Genomic DNA, 16,587 nt, shown 5'->3' on the forward strand with positions numbered 1-16,587 from the left:
TCTTCTCCAATCTCAGTCCTTCCGTAAACTCATGTTCTTTATTATATAGGAACATGCATTCGATGTCGATAGGGAAAAAGAAAAACTCAGTAGACCAGGGCAAGAACGCCGAAATTACTGGTAGCTACGGTTACCGTCCTGGGATCGGCGTCTAAATCAGGCAGGACTTCCACCACACCGTTGGCTATACTGATTACCTGAAAATTATTCCAGGCCTGAAACTGATCGGGCACTCCTATGGTAAGGACTACAGGAGCCAGGGTACGGGGAACTACTGTTGTTCTGCCGCCCGTGGTCTGGGTAAGCTGGATATCCAGCATGGCTAACAGATTTCTTCCGTTCAGGGCAGCTGTTGTCAACACCGCCTGTTTGGCCTGAGGGCCCGTTTTTCCCTCTGTGACGGAGAAGTATACGGAGGCTCCGCCCTTAATCTGGGCATCAGAAAGGCCTGCCGCTTTCTTTACCATCCCTTCCGGAGAAAGAACTATCACCCCTTTTACCGTATCCGCATAGAAATAGGTAGGAACGGTGGAATTTAATTTAATACCGGTGCTCATCTGCACCACATTGGGCTTGGTGGGTGCCGGAGCATTTCCGCTGGCGGAATTGCCGCTGGCAGAATTGGAAGCTCCCGCCGTAATGGGAATAATGACTGTCAGCAGTACGGCAGCTGCCAGATATGTTATCCACTTCTTAGTTTTGTTCATAACACCTCTCCCTTTCTTGTCTGCAAGGATTCACATGGGCTTCTCTGTTTTCATTTTAGCCGATTGCTTCTCTTTATACAAGTCTTCCGAACGGTTCGTGTGCAGATAAAAGTTCTGAGTGAGCAGCGCTGTCTGCCGGGCTCCCCTTCCGGTTCTTTCCGGCGGCCTGCTGCTCGGTAAGGATTCCTGTAAGGGCCGTATAAACACGCCGGTCCTTAGGTTGCGTACTTTGCAACCTTAGTACCGCTGCGTGTTTGTCCGAGCGGAAGCAAAAACGACTAAAAGTCGTTTGCCCTGTAAGGAACCTTACCGAGCAGCAGGCCGCCGGAAAGAACCGGAAGGGGAGCCCGGCAGACAGCGCTGTTCACTCAGAACTTTTATCTGCACACGAACCGTTCCAGGCAAGTCCCAATATCAGAAACAGGAGCGGCGTGCTTGTTATCTGCTGGAAACTGACCATGTTATGTATTGTATAGGTAACAAGGACTGCTGCACCGATCCTTGAAGAAAGATTCCCTTTCTTTAAAAACCGCCGCGCCATGCCTGCCAGGAATCCCACATAGGTAAAAAGGCCCGCTAATCCGGTGTTCATGAGAATTGTCATCCATTCATTATGGCAGTTTGTCAAAACCGCTTCCCGATACGCTGTACTAAGGAGAGGATTGTTTCCCTGTTCCGTATATAAAAAGACTCTCAGACAGTCCGGCCCGACTCCTAACAGCTTTCGTACCGTGGATTCCCTGAGCCAGATATCCATGCACTCTTTCCAGATTCCTCCTCTTCCGTTTCCCCATTGTTCATTGAAAACCAGAAGAAAGGGGAAATGTGATTTCAGTTCATCCGATCCCCAAAGCCCTGCGGCCGTAAATAATACCGCAGCCAACAATAAGATCCCCCCCAATATAAGGAATCCTTTTTTCATGCGGGCAAGCAGCCGGAGACATTTTTCCGGCTCCGCTTTACTGCTCCATAGTCTCCAAAGCCCTCTGCACACTAGCGCCGCCAGAAAAACCGGCACCATGATTGTCATATGGATGAGTGAGAGGCTTCTGCTGTCATAAAGAATTCTCTGCGGAAAGCAATCCCGGAACAGAGCCCCTATCAGCCAGGCCCCGGCCGCTGTCAGAAAAACGTCCCAGAAAGCATCCATATCCTCGGTATCTCTGCAGGATATCAGGAACAGAAAGCTGAGGGCAGTCCCCATTACCAACAGCCCGCTGTCGCTTCCCTGTATTGCCGCGCAAAGAAATGCAGCGGCTGTAAACAGCCCGGCAGCTATTTTTCCCCTCTGTTTTCCCGCCTGTTTCCGGCAGCCGGAACGCAGGCTTCCCCAGAACAGTACCGTACCTGCCGGCATCATAACCGACAGATAACCGCACAGCCAGTTTGTATTTCCAATAGTGGAAAGAGTATTTTCCGTCCTTCCCCGGAAAGCAACGGGCCATATGCCGAACCGGTTCAGCACAGCCAGCACACAAATGAACCCGCAGACAGTCAGTATAACCGCCAACGCCTCTTTTTCTGCTTCCCACACATACGCATAATAAAAATAAAGAATCAAAAAACTGAGCTGGGAAAAAAGTCCCATATACCAGCCCTCTGCTCCAAACAATCCTTCTCTTTTATAGGGAGAAAGCAGAAAGGACAAAATATTGCATAAACCATACAAAAGCAGAAAAATTTCCGGAAGCAGTAAGAATTTATTCCTTCCAATATCCGATTTTCCCAGCCTTTCCCCCTGCTTGGCCGCCTTTATCCCTTTACCAATAATTAAAAAAAGCATTATCGGCAGAAAAAGGAATCCTATGTTCCGGTAGAGTATGAATTTTCCTGAGCTGAGTCCATAATAGCCATCATACATATACAATGGAACCATGCAGGCCACCATGAACAAATAAATGGCCGATATCCCATGGATTATTCCTTTTCCTGCCGTTTCGCCTCTTTTTTCCTGACTGTTCTCTTTTATCATCTTCCGTAAGCAATTCCTTTTTCTTCTGCAGCCGGCATATTCGTCATTTCCAGAAACGTCCCAAATACGCTTCCGCTTCCTGCTCCGTCAGCTCAAACCGCTGCTGCAGTTTGGCCTGTACCTGCTCTCTGCTTTTTCCATCCTCCTGCATGTCTGCAATCAGCATGGAAATGATTTTATCCTTTTCCTCCTGCCGTCCCTGGGCACGTCCCTGCTGCCAGACATAATCCTCCCTGGCCGCCTTATCTCTTATGTATTTCATATGCTCCTCGTATCGGGCCCGCAGCCGTTCACTCAGACTCATTCGCTTCACCTCACGTATCGCCTCCCGAAGACCTGCCTTTTCCGTTTTTATCATTTCCAAATCCTCCTCACTTTCTGCATTGAACAGCCGTATCCAATCGTCTGCCGCTTCATTTCCCATGAGTTTTTTCTTCAATTCAATCGTATGGATCTCGAATACATCAGAGAAACGGTTTCCCTTTTCATCCTGCAGAAAATATATACTATGATATTCAGGGCGATCCGTCAGATTGAAATCCAGTATGCTGATTCCTATACACCGTTTCAGTCTGGAATAATTCTCTCCAACCTTCAAATCCGATGTAAACAGCTTTGACAGATAAAAAATCTGCCGCCTGTCCCAGCTGGAACTGGCTTTAAGCTGTATTTCAATATTAATTCTGGTATCATCATTGAGCTCCAGCAGGATATCCAGAATCCCCAGTTTCTGCTTTTTATACCGTTTCCTCAAAAAAGGGTTCAGCAGACGGGCAGTACGGATTTCCTCTTCCGGTATTCCCAGAATGTCACTGAGAAAAGCCTTCCGCACAATTTCATTACGAAACAGTTCCTTCATACAGTAGTCGTATTTTGGTGATATTATTTTCAATAACACGCTCCTTCCCGATACAAAAGAGCGTGCAGAATCACCATCTACAATTATTATACCCACTCTCCGTGTATCCCACAATCTTTTTTTCTGACTGGCTTATGCTCCCGGCGAGATGCCGGATGAATGCCATGAGGCATGAATGAAAATGATAATAAGAACCGGGAATCACGAAATATCCCCGATAAATAAACTATAACAAATAAACAGCTGTCTGGCAAGCAAAAAATATTCTGCAAAAGAATTCAGCGGCTCCGCTGATTCACAACACTTGGGAACCTTTCTTAAAAAGTGCACATTCCGAGCCGTCTTTTCATACAATATATCATCAAACCTATGGAGGGATTTATGAAAAAAAGAATTCTCGCATTTACATTAGTGCTTGCCATGACTCTTTTCTGCTTTGCAGGCTGCGGCAAGAAACAGGAGGCCGTAAAGGATACCCCGGATAAAACAATGACCGATGTCACATTGAATGAGGTTGCTCATTCGATTTTTTATGCGCCGATGTACGTGGCTATTGAAGAAGGGTATTTTGCAGAGGAAGGCATCAACCTGACGCTGGTTACCGGCTTCGGAGCCGATAAAACCATGACCGCCGTACTTACGAACGAAGCCGATATCGGCTTTATGGGCTCTGAAGCCTCCATCTATACTTATCTGGGCGGCACGGAAGATTATGTTGTAAACTTTGCCCAGCTGACCCAGCGTGCCGGGAATTTCCTGGTAGCCAGGGAACCTATTGATAATTTTTCCTGGGATATGCTGAAAAACTGTACGGTTCTTGGAGGAAGGGCAGGCGGAATGCCCGAGATGGTCTTCGAGTATATTTTGAGAAAGAATGGCATTGATCCGATGGCTGATCTGGATATTGACCAGAGTATCGATTTTGGTTCCACCGCAGCCGCTTTTTCAGGCGGGCAGGGCGATTTCACCGTTGAATTCGAGCCGCATGCCACCGCTCTGGAGCAAAAAGGCGACGGATATGTAGTAGCCTCATTAGGCGAGGATTCCGGCTATGTTCCCTATACCGCTTTTTCCGCAAAGAAAAGCTATATTGAAGCGCATCCCGATGTTGTTCAGGCGTTTACCAACGCCCTTCAGAAGGGTATGGACTATGTGCAGTCACATACTCCTGAGGAAATCGCCGATGTGATTCAGCCTCAGTTTGAAGAAACCGATAAAGAAACCATTACCACTATTGTTACCAGATATTACGATCAGACCTCCTGGAAGGATAATCTGATTTTTGAAGAAGACGCATTCACTCTCCTTCAGAACATTCTGGAAGAATCCGGTGAATTGTCTCAGAGAGTTCCTTACGCGGATCTGGTTAATACCGAATACGCACAGAACGCCGCAAAATAATAGCGCAAAGGCTGATACACAGGGTTTGATTCATATATCCCTGCGTATCAGCCTTTTTTGACAATGTACTCTTATTCTTTTTTATTAAGCCCAGCGGATCGTCTGCCTGTAACCGTGTCCTGTCCATCACTGAAGATACGGATGTGTATAGGGCGCGGGTTCCGGTCCGCAGTAAAGGCCATAGGCATCACAGATCCAATACGTACCGTTCACATTTACACGGCACCATTGATGAGAATACTGATTCTCATTTACATGCTCATACGGGATTCCAAGAATATTCAGGCACAGGCCTGTTGCCCTTGTACACCCGGCACAGGATGCCGTATGTAAAATAAAATATCCATATGGATCATTATAATGGGGCGCTGACATGGAATAAACCATTCCGCCGTCCACCATGGCGCGAAGCGACTTTGCAATGCCGATAAGCTGTTCTTCCCTGGGAAGCCCCGCTAAGGGTGTTGCAACCGCCAGTGCCGCATTATAAGCCTGTGCGAGTTCCCCGTCCGTCGCCTTTTTCCGAAGGCTGGATAAATTTGCAAGCTTCGCCATGGGAACGGGTTCAAAACCTTTTGTCTGATTAAGGTTTTCTTCATTGAACACCTCTATTTCAGCTCCCGGTTCAGCCGATGCATTCGGCAGCCGCCCTTCGTTCTTACCATACAGCAGATAGTGGTTTAAAAGCGCAGCAGCATCCGTTCCGACAGCGGCGGCAACATCCGGATAGGCAGCCGCGTAATAAATGGGATCAAACAATCCCGCGGCGTTTACCGGAATTTCTGCAGCGGCGGAAAGCAGAAATACGGTACAGAATACAGACAAGACAAACAGGACTTTCTTCATACTTTTCACGTGCACACCTCCTTACATATAACTGTTTTACAATAAATTACATACCAACAAAAAAAGTACCGCATAAGCGATACTTTTCCAATGGAGCATACGGGGCTCGAACCCGTGACCTCCACGCTGCCAGCGTGGCGCGCTCCCAGCTGCGCTAATGCCCCGTCCGTGTATTATCATATCAAAACTTCTCCCACTTGGCAAGAAAAATTTTGTCAGGTTTTCTGTTTTTTTCAAAACCAGATTTTCCTTCTTTTCCATAACATAAATTCCCATTCCGCCGGAGAACCATAAGAATCGGCCAAAGCCTGCATATGGTCATGGCTATATTCCCTGTAATATGTTAAAATAGGACAAATCACCCCATCCTGTTAACAGATGAAAGGATCCTTATATGAAATACCTGAAAACCCGGATAAATAAAATCATAATCGCTGTACTATTCTGTATCCTGCCCGCAGGCGGCCTCACTGCCTGCAAAGGCCCGGCTGCTCCCCCTGCCGAGACAGACACACAGATACTGTCTGAAAGCACCGCAGCCGAAACGTCCGGCACACAGGAAAATTCTTCTCCTGAATACCCAGCCCTGACTCCTGAGCGGGAAAACACCCCTTCCTCCGACGCCTCCAGCGAAAACCTGCCTTATGACTCGGAAACCATCATAGAGGAGCAGAGCTTTTCCGGTGTGGACTTGGGAGACTACAGGGATGTCCGTTTCACGACCAGCCTGGTTACCCGTGACGGCCAGTCTCATATCCGATACTCTCTCGTCTCAGGTGAAGAGACCGTCTATACCTTCCCTGATGCCTATGCGTCCTGGCATTTTGAAGATACCATCAATTTTATTACCTTTCATGACATCAATGGAGACGGCAAAAAAGACGTCATCACAAGCGAACAATACACTACCGGAGCCGGCAGTGAAGACGCCCGGCCCTTTTCCATGGTCCGTATTTACCTGAACCAGGGTAAGGAATTTCTCTTTGCCGAAGGTCTTTCCATCTCTATCGGCAACAGCCTGGAGGTTTCCGACGGAGATGCCTATACCGCAGAAAATGTTCTTTCCGTATTGTCCGAGCCGGTCTACTGTAACTTTGACGGGACGGACGGCTGGACCAAAGGCGAGATAGAAAGCTTCGCCTTCCTGGTAAAGGAAGATGTCCTGACCGACGACAGAGAATCCCTTTCGCGGAAAGTCCGGTATCCTCTGCACATCGTCCGCGACGGTTCCGAACGGCAGATTAACTCCCCGGAAGAATTCCTGGAAAATTACGACCTCATTCTGAATCTGCAGGTGATCTATGATGTGGAAGGCTCTGAAACCGAAGGGCTTTTCTGGAATCAGAACGGGGTTATGCTTGGAACCGGAGCCGTATGGTTCGGAAAAACGGAAGACGGAACGGTTAAAATCACTGCAATCCCGGCAGAAGTGCAGTACTGTAATCCGCTGAATGTGGATTAAACAGCCTGAAAGGCATAAAAAATCTGCCTTCTATTTTAAATAAAAGGCAGATCTGTCTGTCAGTGGACCCGAAGGGATTCGAACCCTCGGTCTCTGCGTTGCGAACGCAGCGCTTTCCCAGCTAAGCTACGAGCCCTGAATCATTTCCGAAAAAAATGGAGGCAACGAGGCTCGAACTCGTGACCTTTCGCGTGTGAGGCGAACGCTCTCCCGGCTGAGCTATGTCTCCATGGGTATTATTGTACCACTTTTTTCGAAATTGGCAAGTATCTGTTTTACAAAATTATTCTTTTTTTTGCTCAGGATTCCCGGAAGCCCCATTTTCCGCGGTTTCCTTCGCTGCCTTCGGCTGACCTTTTTTCCCCTTTGGCATAATTTGGGTACCGCACAGATCCAGCAGCTTCTCAATCAGCAGTTTTTTCACATACACATCAAAACTCAGCATGCATATGAAGGAAAAGAACTGTAAGAACTGTCTTTCCTCTTCTTCCGCCTCCTGAAAGGTATCGCCTGCTTTTTTAAACTTTTCCACCAGGTCCTTCTTCATCACCTCAACCTGTTCCTTTTCCAGGCTGAAAACCTCATTGTAAATATCCTCAAGGCTGAGCTCCGTATTTCCTTTAAAATACAGATCCGTAATAGGCTGAAGGATTGTCTGTATGTCATTAATAGACATAACGCCCTTGTAATAATAGATAAAGATGAGTATGAGCACATGCTCCTTAGAGTATTTCTTCTTCACCGGCGGCGGAAGCAGATTGTTCTTCGCATAATTATTAATCATGGTCTTGGTCAGAATCTTATCTTCCTCCGGATTTCTGGTGCTGTTTTTCAGCTTGCTGTCCATCAGCGTGGTAACCTGATCCATGTATAAATCAATATTGGGAATATCCTCAGGCTTGATATAATCGATTCTGTCAAGGCTTTCAAGGATACTGTTCAATAGGTCTTCTGTAGAAATGGTCATCTTCCGCTCCTGTCCTGCTCCCTTTCTAAGGGCAGCCCTGCCTGCTGCTTCCTTCTGCTACCCGGAACCAGACTTTTCCGTACATCTGATTTTTATTATATAGTATCGAAAACTACATGACAAGTCTTATCTTTATCATACAGACATTTTTCTTTACTTTAAGACTTTAGTATGTTAAAATCGCAATATATGAATGGCAGACTATTTTTCTCTGCCATATGGATCGAAACAGAATCAATGCGGAGGTAATAAAATGAACAAAAAAATAAAAACAGACGCGGTGGATCACCTTTTTGAGGCCATACTGAGTCTGGAAAGCAGGGAGGAATGCTACAGCTTCTTTGAGGATCTGTGCACTGTCAATGAACTCCTCTCCCTGTCTCAGCGTTTTGAGGTGGCGGCAATGCTGCGGGACCATAAAACCTATCTTGATATTGCCGAAAAAACGGGTGCTTCCACCGCTACCATAAGCCGTGTGAACCGCTCGTTAAATTACGGAAATGACGGCTATGAGATGGTTTTTTCACGTATGAACAAGGATTCCTGATATTATAAAATATTGGTAATTTTTTTCAAATAAGAAATGTTATAACGTAAAATTCCACTTTACATTTGACTACTCTTGTGATATTCTGACTATGTTGCAGGGCAACATAACTAATTCTTATTTATTTATGCGGAGGTATCCTAGAATGAACAAAGGTACAGTAAAGTGGTTTAACAACCAAAAGGGTTACGGTTTCATTTCTGATGAAGCAGGACAGGACGTATTCGTACACTACTCCGGATTGAACATGGATGGTTTCAAATCTCTGGATGAAGGCGCTGCTGTTGAATACGATGTTATTCAGGGAGAAAAAGGCCCTCAGGCTGTTAACGTAGTCAAATTATAAGATTTCACTGTAAATCTTGCCAAGAACCATCACAATGTGCCTTTTTTATTCAAATATATCGGTATCACAGTTCATATCGTTTTTTATTTGAGATTAAGCTGTACAGTTGTAATGGATTCCACGAATGGAGTTGCAAAACATCCATTAAAAAAGGAGCTCACGAATGGATTGATATCCTGTCGTGAAGCTCCTTTTCTTGATTATAAAGAGGCCTGCCAAGCGGGTTCTCCCTATGTTTCTACAGTTCTTCCTCCGCATACGCCTGCACTTTATCGAAATCCAGTTTTCCGCCATAAAGGTTCAGGGCGCTGCCCACCGTTATGTGTATTCTGTTTCTTCCCAGTTCTTTAATGCTCCTGATATCCTCCAGGGAACGGATTCCTCCTGCATAGGTAATCGGTATCCGGTTCCATCTTCCCAGCAGAGCCACCAGCTCCTTCTCGATTCCGCACACCTTGCCTTCCACATCCACTGCATGGATCAGGAATTCGTCACAGAAGGAAGCCAGCATATCCAGCACATCCTCATTCAGTGTCACTCTGGTATATTTCTGCCAGCGATCCGTAACAATATAATAATCACCGTCTTTTTTTCTGCAGCTTAAATCGAGCACCAGCTTTTTCTTTCCCACATTTTCCAGAAGACGGTTCAGGTTTTCGTAGGAAATGGTTCCGTCACGGAATACATAGGAGGTCACAATCACATGAGACGCTCCCGCATCCAGGTATTCATAGGCATTTTCCGCAGTAATGCCGCCGCCTGCCTGAAGGCCTCCGGGATAAGCTCTGAGGGCATTCAAAACCTGCTCCTTTGAGCTTTCGTAATAAGGGCTTCCTTTTTTATTCAAAAGAATTACATGCCCATTTTTCAGGTTTTTTTCCTGGAAAAGCCTGGCGTACCAGGCGCCGTCCTTTTCAGAAACAAAATTTTCCTGGGCACTGTCACTGATATCTGCCACGCTTCCGCCCACCAGCTGTTTTACTTTACCATTATGAACATCAATACATGGTCTGAATTCCATTTTCCTTATCTCCCTGCCTCAGGCCGCATAACAACGGCTTTTTTTACAAAATTAGGTATATTTTACACGAAATGCTCCTTTTTGACAATTCCTTTTTCCGCATAAAAAGAATTTTTCAGAACATAATAAAAAACGGACAGTTATATTGTTCGTGAGTGTGCTTTTTATTTCAGGATGCCTATCCCTGCGGATTTTGTCCCTGTGGATATACTTCCGCATGCACGCCCAAATATACAAAGGAAAAGGAGTGAGCAACATGAAAAAGCTGAACAGAATAGTTCCTGCAGCACTGATTCTGCTGATGCTTGCCAGTGTGACCGCCTGTGGAAATAAGAAAAATAATGCGGACGACATGGCAGGCAATACAACAGAATCCACCAGCACTACCGCTGCCGAAGAGACAGCAAGCCGTAACGAAACAAGCACGGCCGGTCTTGCCGGAAGTGAAACTACGAATGAAACCCATACAAACGGTACCGATACAAATGAAACCGGAACCATGAACGGAACCGATGAAACAGCCGGCATTAACGGAACCAACAACGGAACCACCGGCGGCAACAGCACCGCAGGCAAGGGTTCCGGCGTGGTAGATAACGCAGGCAATGCCATCGAGGACGTAGGCGATGCTGTAGGCAATGTAGTGGATGATGCCGGCAACATGGTTGAAAATGCTGCAGACGGTGTAGCCAACGGTGTGAAGGATATCACCAACACCAAATAATTTCTCCTGTCTTTGACCGCACCCGGGGCAAGCTGCAGACTTGCCCCTCTACATAGTTTTGTTGTTATACCCCTTTTTCAATCAAAGTCCCGTCCCTGTAAGCCGCGAGCAGCTTTTCCAGATAACAGATACTTTCCTTCAGTTCGGTGCCGATGTCCGTATCCGCAACCCTTATCCTGCTGGGCGCCGTCTCCACTATGATGGAATCCGAAAAAATATCCGATTCCTTTCGTATGGCCGATTCCGCCGATTCAAAAGGTTCATGGGCAACCAGAGTCATACCGTGGGAATTCGCCACCAGCGTATAGCCGGCAATCCCGGTTTTCCCCTGATAGGCCTTGGAGAAACCGCCGTCGATGATGAGCAGCTTCCCACCGCACTTGATAGGAGTTTCCCCCTTCTTTAATTCCACCGGCACATGGCCGTTGATGATATGGGAACTGTTTTCATCCAGGCCGAATTCCCTCAGGATGCGGTTAAGCACTTCTTCATTGTCCATCAGCCTGTAATAGCTGTTTTTAATTTCGGTATGGGTGCTCTTATCCTCCACAAAATACCGTTCGAAGGTAGCCATTTTGTCTTTTCCGAATACGGGAGAATTGGGGCCGGTCCAGATATACCAGATGACGTCCCTGCCTTTTTCCACTTCTTCCTTATCCTGGGAATAATAGCCTTTCCTGGCGTAATGATCCAGGATATCGTACAGCGCTTTTCCGCCGTACTCTTTTCCGAATATATTCACCTTGAGGAAATTCCCCTCTTCATCCATGGGCACGCAGCCATGGTAAAGCAGGTTGGAGTTATAGACCTTGTAAAGGCTTCCCTTGGAAAAAAGGAAACGGATATGCCGCTGGAGCTTCTCGCAATGCACAAAGGCGTGGCGCAGACGTTCCACCACCTGCTCCTCCTCCGGAGTGAGACGATAAGGATCCTTCGGATCCACCGTGGGGAAATCCACATCCTTCATGGCATATTCCGTTCCGCCGATAGTAACCGTTTTCTTTTCATAATTTATTTTATCCAGAAGCAGCCTGTCGGCCATATCGAATTCCGGCCTTTTTTTAATCAGCTGTCCCTCCAGCTTGAACTGGATGATGGCAATGGCCTTATGCATCTTCTTATCCAGCTCCAGGTCCTTCGTGTCGTAGTCCTCTCCATATTTAATGGAAAAAACATCGCAGTCGGAATCGGCATAAGTATTCATGGCAAAGGTGGCGAGCGGAATGAGATTGATGCCGTAGCCTTCCTCCAGGATATCGAGATTGCCGTATCTGGCTGAAATACGGATGATATTGGCGATACAGCTTGTCTGTCCGCTGGCAGCTCCCATCCACACCACGTCATGATTTCCCCATTGGATATCCACCGAATGGTACTGGCTTAAGGTATCCAGAATGATATGGGGGCCGTTCCCTCTGTCATAAATATCTCCCACAATATGCAGATGATCGATAACCAGCCTCTGGATCAGGTTGCAGAGCGCGGCAATGAACTCCGGAGCTCTTCCGATACGGATAATGGTATGGATGATCTCATTGTAATAAGCTTCCTTATCCTGTACCTCTTCCTTTTCCGTAATCAGTTCTTCAATGACATAAGAGAAATCCTTGGGCAGCGCCTTCCTCACCTTGGAACGGGTATACTTGGAAGCCACCCTCTTGGTCATCTGCACCAGCCTGTGAAGGGTAATCTTAAACCAGTCCTCCAGATTTTCCTGATTATCCTCCTCCTGCATCACCAGCTCCAGCTTCTCCATGGGATAATAAATCAGTGTGGCCAGGCTCCGCTTGTCCCTGCTGCTTAAGGTATTTCCGAACTCTTCATCTATTTTCCGTTTCACGCTGCCTGAACCATTTTTCAGCACATGGTTGAACTGCTCATATTCCCCGTGAATATCGGTCAGAAAATGTTCCGTTCCTTTAGGCAGACTCAAGATGGCCTGCAGATTGATAATTTCTGTCGCCGCATCCGCAATGGTCGGAAACTGTTTGGACAGACTCTTCAGATAGGTTAATTCCAAATCCTGCATGCTTGCATTTTCCCCTTTCCGCGCACCGTCGAAAAAAGGGAATCCTTCGATTCCCTTATTCTTATCCGAAGGCTTTACGCGCCCTCGATCACATCACTCATGTCATATAACCCCGCAGGTTTTGCTTTCAGGAATTTAGCCGCCTGTACCGCACCCTTGGCAAATACATTTTTGGAGTATGCCGTATGGGAAAAGGTTATCACCTCATCCTCTCCTGCGAAAATCACGTCATGGTCTCCTACTATTGTACCACCGCGCACCGCAGAAAGTCCAATCTCTTTTGCATCCCTTTTCTGTCTTCTGGTGCTTCTGTCATAAACATATGTATACTCGTTATTAAATTCTTCATTTATGGAATCCGCCAGAGCCAGAGCCGTGCCGCTGGGAGCGTCCACCTTCTGGTTATGATGCTTCTCCACAATTTCAATGTCAAAGCCCGCTGGAGCCAGAACGCCTGCCGCTTCCTTGAGAAGCTTGAGAAGCAGGTTGATTCCCATAGACATATTGGCGGATTTGAGCACCGCCGTTTTTCCGGCCACCGTCTTCACCCGTTCCAGCTGCTCCGGAGTAAGCCCCGTAGTGCACAGTACAACAGGCATCTGCACCGCCCCGCAATAATCCAGCAGCTTATCCGCCGCCGCAGCGGAAGAGAAATCAATGACCACATCCGCCTTCAGTGACTCATCCTTTTCCCATGCCTGCCTGTAATCTTCCAGGCTTTTGAATACCGGATAGGGATTGGTTATATGATCCGACACATCCACACCGGCAATAATTTCCGTCTCACTGTCTGAAGCCGCCAGACGGGCAATCACCTGTCCCATATGGCCGTTGCAGCCGTGCATCAATATTTTTACCATATTGTTCTCTCCTTACAGGATTCCATAATCCTTCATGGCTTTTTCCAGCTTCACTGCATTTTCCTCTTCCATCTCCGTCAGCGGACGTCTCAGAGGGCCTGCCTGAAGTCCCATCAGGTTCATAGCCTTCTTAACCGGAATGGGATTCACTTCACAGAACAATGCCTTGCATAAAGGAATGGCATCCAGCTGAAGCTTACGGCTTCCCGCCACATCTCCTGCAAAGAATCTGGCACAGATATCATGGGTCTGTCTGGGAGCCACGTTGGAAAGGACGGAAATCACACCTTTTCCGCCAAGGGACAGAAGCGGCACTATCTGATCGTCATTTCCGGAATAGAGATCCACATCATCACCCGCCATGCTCATCAGCTGGGCGATCTGGCTGATATTTCCGGTGGCGTCTTTTACACCGACAATATTGGGAACCTCCCTGCACAGCCTTACCACGGTTTCCGGCAATATATTCACACCGCCGGTCCTGCCCGGGATATTATAAAGAATCATGGGAACCTTAATGGATTCCGCCACGATTTTAAAATGCTCGAACAGCCCCTTCTGCGTCGCTTTATTATAATAAGGAGTTACAACGAGGACTCCGTCCACACCGGCTTTTTCCGCCTCCTGGGAAAGGAAAACCGCGGTTTCCGTACAGTTGGAACCTGTTCCGGCGATAACGGGAATCCTGCCCGCCGTCTTTTTAACACAATACCGGATCACATCCAGATGCTCCTCATGGGTCAGCGTGGAAGCCTCGCCTGTGGTGCCGCATACGATGATGGCATCGGTGCCTCCGGCGATCTGCGCCTCAATATGTTCCCCGAATTTTTCATAATTTACACTTCCGTCCTCATGAAAAGGGGTGATAATTGCTACTCCTGCTCCTTCAAAAATTGCCATATGCTCCTCCTTATTTTCAACGCTTTTCCCGCGCTGTCTGTTGCGGCAGCAAAGCTGCCTGATGAAATGCATAAACAAAAGCCTTCCGGCGGCGGCCTCCGGAAACTGCCATGCAGTTTCTCTGAGCTCCGTCCCTTTGCCTGCGTATTTTCCCATGGTCAAAAAAATTCTCCGGCCATCCAATTATGTAAAAATACGGAGGCAGCCGGAGATTATCTTCTCTTTATGATAGCGCCCCATCTTTTACAGATGACAGTCATACGGTTCTTCACCGCATGCCCAAGATTCAGGCACCAGGCCCCCTCCTCTTTCGGCGCTCTCCCCTTTTCCTTTTCTTCTTCTGTGCCTGTCACATCCGAAAAGGTACTCCTGAATCACGCAACCTCTATCTAAAAATAATCATAGCACGCAGTACGGTTCCTGTCAACGCACAGATGCTATGATTATTTTCCTGTTTTCTATTCAATTATGTTACGGTCTTCCCGGGCTGGAAACACCCTTTATTTCACCGTACGGATTTCAGATACATAATCGGCAAGAGCGCAGACATCATCCTCCAGGGATATTCCTGTCATTATGATATCCGTCTCCCCGTCTCTCATATCCAGCACATTTTTCAAATCCGCTATGGTAATAATATGATTATCAACAAGCCCCAGCACCTCATCCAGGATCAGCATATCGCATTCCCCCGTACTGAGGACCTTTTTGGCAAAATTCAGGCCATTTCTGATATTCTGTACCTCTTCTTCCTGCTTTTCTCTGGGAAGAGCCACAAAATCTTCGTTGGATTTTTCGAAACGGAAAAGCTTGATTCCCGGCTCCAGCCTGCGCGGATATTCATCCTCAGTCAATCCCTTGCCTTTCAGGAACTGGATGATTACCACCCTCGCCCCCTTAGCCGCCGCTATCAGCCCACAGCCGATGGCCGCCGGCGATTTGCCGTGTCCCTTTCCTCCATAAATATAAACCTTACCTTCAGCCATACATTCGCCCCTCTACGGTATTCTGCGGCACCGGACCGCTATCGTCATTCGTTGCAGCGCCCGCCCTGCAGATATCCGGAATCAAATGCCTTCATACTGCCTGCGGGGTCTGATACTCCCGGACTTGCGCTGCTGCACATAAACTGCTGCGGAGTATTTGACCTGTTAATGATACCATAAGCATCGTATCGATGCAACTTTTATTCCTTTCGGGAAGCCTGTTCGTTACTGCTGTCCCCCTGCGGGTACGCGGCAATGTCTATTCCTCAATGAGCTCCAGCTTGCTGACAGATACCTCATAGGCAATTCTTTTTTCCAGCTGCTCTTCCCCTACTTTTTTCATATATTCACGGCTCTGGATCCTGCCCCATACTTCACAGCGCTCCCCTACATTGAATCCGCCGGCAAAACGGGCGTTGCGGCCCCAGCAGATACAGGGGATATAATCGGACTTTCCGTAAGGCCGGTTTACAGCCAGGAGCACATCGGCAATTTCCCTTCCCAAAGGCGTTTTACGGTAAACCGGTTCCTTGCAGATATAGCCGTCCAGATATATCTGATTGGTTTTGGAGCTTTCCTCCAGTTCCTCCACAAATTCAATTTCCCTTGCAAACACGGATAAGATCAGTCTGTTCTTTCTCTCCTCGTGGCGGTTATAGGACCTGAACTGCCCGGATACGCACACATAAGCGCCCTTATAGTCCTCCTCCACATCAAGGAGCCTTTCGGATACCATCAGAGGAATGATGTCATAGGAGTCGCTGAGTCTGGCTACCTCCACATCCACCATGTAAAAGCCCTCTCCGAAAATCTCGTGGCTGAATGTAAAGTCACTCACGATTTTCCCCATGATGATCACCTGGTTGTTTTCAATTACCTTATCTGTCATTTTTTGTTCTCCCTTCTTGGGCTTCGATTTGACCGAAACCGCTTTTAAGAATTTTTTCCTGTCATGTATTA

General features: G+C 47.3%; 16 protein-coding genes, 3 tRNA genes and 1 riboswitch. Of the genes, 5 read left to right on the forward strand and 14 right to left on the reverse strand.

Annotated elements, in window-relative coordinates:
* Window positions 1-86 precede the first annotated feature (86 nt).
* The 3 genes from BLA28_RS09795 to BLA28_RS09805 all read right to left on the reverse strand — a co-directional run bounded on the left by BLA28_RS09795 (window position 87) and on the right by BLA28_RS09805 (window position 3,571).
* The gene (locus BLA28_RS09795) at window positions 87-707 is read right to left on the reverse strand and encodes a hypothetical protein (RefSeq protein ID WP_009255574.1); all 621 of its coding nucleotides are present in this window, start codon (window positions 705-707) and stop codon (window positions 87-89) included.
* Window positions 708-1,071: 364 nt separating this feature from the next.
* The gene (locus BLA28_RS09800; RefSeq protein ID WP_069156811.1) at window positions 1,072-2,679 is read right to left on the reverse strand and encodes an O-antigen ligase family protein; all 1,608 of its coding nucleotides are present in this window, start codon (window positions 2,677-2,679) and stop codon (window positions 1,072-1,074) included.
* Window positions 2,680-2,722: 43 nt separating this feature from the next.
* Complete coding sequence (locus BLA28_RS09805) at window positions 2,723-3,571, reverse strand: Rpn family recombination-promoting nuclease/putative transposase (RefSeq protein ID WP_069156810.1); 849 nt, start codon at window positions 3,569-3,571, stop codon at window positions 2,723-2,725.
* Between the two features lie 348 nt (window positions 3,572-3,919).
* On the opposite strand from BLA28_RS09805, the gene BLA28_RS09810 reads away from it, so the two are divergent.
* Window positions 3,920-4,939 (forward strand): ABC transporter substrate-binding protein, encoded by a 1,020-nt coding sequence (locus BLA28_RS09810; protein ID WP_009255577.1) that lies wholly within the window; start codon window positions 3,920-3,922, stop codon window positions 4,937-4,939.
* A 126-nt stretch (window positions 4,940-5,065) separates the two neighbouring features.
* Here the strand turns inward: BLA28_RS09810 and BLA28_RS09815 are convergent, their stop codons facing one another.
* Window positions 5,066-5,785 (reverse strand): hypothetical protein, encoded by a 720-nt coding sequence (locus BLA28_RS09815; RefSeq protein WP_242880590.1) that lies wholly within the window; start codon window positions 5,783-5,785, stop codon window positions 5,066-5,068.
* Window positions 5,786-5,876: 91 nt separating this feature from the next.
* Window positions 5,877-5,949 (reverse strand) — tRNA-Ala (locus tag BLA28_RS09820).
* 230 nt (window positions 5,950-6,179) lie between these two features.
* Here BLA28_RS09820 and BLA28_RS09825 point away from each other — a divergent pair.
* Entirely contained in the window at window positions 6,180-7,247 is a 1,068-nt protein-coding gene (locus tag BLA28_RS09825) for a hypothetical protein (RefSeq protein ID WP_071699085.1), read from the forward strand.
* Window positions 7,248-7,310: 63 nt separating this feature from the next.
* Here the strand turns inward: BLA28_RS09825 and BLA28_RS09830 are convergent.
* From BLA28_RS09830 to BLA28_RS09840, 3 genes are all read right to left on the reverse strand, one after another.
* A tRNA-Ala gene (locus tag BLA28_RS09830) sits at window positions 7,311-7,383 on the reverse strand.
* Between the two features lie 20 nt (window positions 7,384-7,403).
* Window positions 7,404-7,476, reverse strand: a tRNA-Val gene (locus tag BLA28_RS09835).
* A gap of 54 nt (window positions 7,477-7,530) precedes the next feature.
* The gene (locus BLA28_RS09840; protein WP_009255581.1) at window positions 7,531-8,214 is read right to left on the reverse strand and encodes a DUF1836 domain-containing protein; all 684 of its coding nucleotides are present in this window, start codon (window positions 8,212-8,214) and stop codon (window positions 7,531-7,533) included.
* Between the two features lie 253 nt (window positions 8,215-8,467).
* On the opposite strand from BLA28_RS09840, the gene BLA28_RS09845 reads away from it, so the two are divergent.
* A complete protein-coding gene (locus BLA28_RS09845; protein WP_016360275.1) occupies window positions 8,468-8,761 on the forward strand; it encodes a YerC/YecD family TrpR-related protein in 294 nt (97 codons plus the stop codon).
* Between the two features lie 145 nt (window positions 8,762-8,906).
* Window positions 8,907-9,107, forward strand: coding sequence for a cold-shock protein (locus BLA28_RS09850; RefSeq protein WP_009255583.1), 201 nt, complete (start codon window positions 8,907-8,909; stop codon window positions 9,105-9,107).
* 238 nt (window positions 9,108-9,345) lie between these two features.
* Here BLA28_RS09850 and hisA read toward each other — a convergent pair whose 3' ends face one another.
* Window positions 9,346-10,128, reverse strand: coding sequence for a phosphoribosylformimino-5-aminoimidazole carboxamide ribotide isomerase (gene hisA / locus BLA28_RS09855; RefSeq protein WP_009255584.1), 783 nt, complete (start codon window positions 10,126-10,128; stop codon window positions 9,346-9,348).
* A 256-nt stretch (window positions 10,129-10,384) separates the two neighbouring features.
* Between hisA and BLA28_RS09860 the strand changes: the two genes are divergently transcribed.
* Window positions 10,385-10,852: a hypothetical protein gene (locus BLA28_RS09860; RefSeq protein WP_009255585.1), complete on the forward strand. Its 468-nt coding sequence runs from the start codon at window positions 10,385-10,387 to the stop codon at window positions 10,850-10,852.
* Window positions 10,853-10,916: 64 nt separating this feature from the next.
* On the opposite strand, the gene BLA28_RS09865 is transcribed toward BLA28_RS09860, so the two are convergent.
* The 5 genes from BLA28_RS09865 to BLA28_RS09885 form a co-directional block, all read right to left on the reverse strand.
* A complete protein-coding gene (locus tag BLA28_RS09865; RefSeq protein ID WP_044967708.1) occupies window positions 10,917-12,881 on the reverse strand; it encodes a fructose-bisphosphatase class III in 1,965 nt (654 codons plus the stop codon).
* Between the two features lie 74 nt (window positions 12,882-12,955).
* Window positions 12,956-13,741, reverse strand: coding sequence for a 4-hydroxy-tetrahydrodipicolinate reductase (gene dapB, locus BLA28_RS09870; protein ID WP_044967688.1), 786 nt, complete (start codon window positions 13,739-13,741; stop codon window positions 12,956-12,958).
* 12 nt (window positions 13,742-13,753) lie between these two features.
* On the reverse strand, window positions 13,754-14,641 hold the full coding sequence (dapA, locus tag BLA28_RS09875) for a 4-hydroxy-tetrahydrodipicolinate synthase (protein WP_071699195.1): 888 nt from the start codon (window positions 14,639-14,641) through the stop codon (window positions 13,754-13,756).
* Window positions 14,642-14,862: 221 nt separating this feature from the next.
* Window positions 14,863-15,037: riboswitch (Lysine riboswitch) on the reverse strand.
* 104 nt (window positions 15,038-15,141) lie between these two features.
* Window positions 15,142-15,627 (reverse strand): cob(I)yrinic acid a,c-diamide adenosyltransferase, encoded by a 486-nt coding sequence (locus BLA28_RS09880; protein WP_009255589.1) that lies wholly within the window; start codon window positions 15,625-15,627, stop codon window positions 15,142-15,144.
* Between the two features lie 259 nt (window positions 15,628-15,886).
* On the reverse strand, window positions 15,887-16,516 hold the full coding sequence (locus tag BLA28_RS09885; RefSeq protein WP_009255590.1) for a single-stranded DNA-binding protein: 630 nt from the start codon (window positions 16,514-16,516) through the stop codon (window positions 15,887-15,889).
* Window positions 16,517-16,587 lie beyond the last annotated feature (71 nt).

It is taken from the genome of Eisenbergiella tayi, assembly GCF_001881565.1.
GTDB classification, from domain to species: Bacteria; Bacillota; Clostridia; order Lachnospirales; family Lachnospiraceae; genus Eisenbergiella; species Eisenbergiella tayi.